Source organism: Bradyrhizobium sp. Leo170, assembly GCF_004296405.1.
Taxonomy (GTDB): Bacteria; Pseudomonadota; Alphaproteobacteria; order Rhizobiales; family Xanthobacteraceae; genus Bradyrhizobium.
The window spans coordinates 1-1,064 of sequence record NZ_PSRR01000753.1 but is presented as its reverse complement, the minus strand read 5'-3'; the positions used below and the strand labels follow the sequence as shown (position 1 = coordinate 1,064).

Here is a 1,064-nt window from a genome sequence, read left to right as displayed (position 1 = left end):
CGGGGTGACGACCTTCATCGCCACGGTGCTCGTTAGCCTATGGACAGGCCGCCGCAGACACGCGCGCATCTGAGTGCTCATGCTTTCAGAGGGCGTCGTATTGGAGCGCGGCTGTCTCCCTCAAGGTTGATTGGTCACCCCTTACTTCAAGGTTGGGCTTTGCGCCGGTGAACGCCGAAGTTCACAATTCCATCCGCACAATCTCAATAGGCTCGCCGCCGAGTCCATGAGAGAAAAAGTCGCGGCCCACGCTTCGAAAGCCGCATTTTTGATAGAAGCCTTCGGCGTTGATCGTCGCCTCGAGCCTGATCGGCCCACTATGACCCATCCGCGCTCGTGCTATCCCGATTTCAAGCAGTCGGCGGCCGAGCCCGACACCTGCAGCCTCAGGCAATAGGAACAACCTGGTTACTTCGCCCGGCTCGGCATCGACAAATCCAACCACAAGACCTTCGTGCTCACAGACCGTCATTCGTCCCTTGGCGATGAGCTCTTCGTAGAATGCCGGCGTCCGCTCGCCCATCCAATTCGCGATCTGGTCCCGAGAGTAGGATGCTTCCCCAAGTCCGGCGATTGACGCCTTCGTGATATTGAAAACCGTCTCCGCGTCTTGGTGGTGAGCGGCCCTGAAGGAAAACTTGCCGTCGCGCATCATCACTACTCCAAAGAATCTCTGTGCCATTTTACTCTGTGGAACCAGCAGGTCGCAGTCAACGGGATCCCCGTCGACGACACGGGTCAGACGACGGCTCTGCCCGCAGAAAGGAAACGCGCCGGCGGCCGTGTGACCCGGGCGTCGTTGACCGCAGCTGGTCGACAATTCTGCAGCGATCCACCACGAGACGTGGGCCAGCACTACGATCGCGTACGCTGCCGGGCGTCATCGTCATGAGCGGCGACCTTGAGCTCGGACCCAGTCAGGAAGATCGCCGTGTAACCAATTTCGAACTCGGCCCAGGCCAGGAAAGCACGGTCTCCTTCTGAACAGGAAGGCGCAGCTCCCTCGCGCGCTCGATGCGCTCGGCTTGCTGAAATGCAATCTCTTTGCGTACAAACTTCTCTAG

General features: G+C 59.3%; 1 protein-coding gene. It reads right to left on the bottom strand.

Going from position 1 to position 1,064, the window contains the following annotated elements:
• Positions 1-181: 181 nt before the first annotated feature.
• Positions 182-652, bottom strand: a complete 471-nt coding sequence (locus CWO89_RS44500; protein ID WP_130230144.1) for a GNAT family N-acetyltransferase — start codon at positions 650-652, stop codon at positions 182-184.
• Positions 653-1,064: the final 412 nt, after the last annotated feature.

Bases quoted from the DNA above. Each gene is read 5' to 3' on its own strand.
- CWO89_RS44500 (WP_130230144.1), bottom strand. From the start codon at position 652: ATGCGCGACGGCAAGTTTTCCTTCAGGGCCGCTCACCACCAAGACGCG.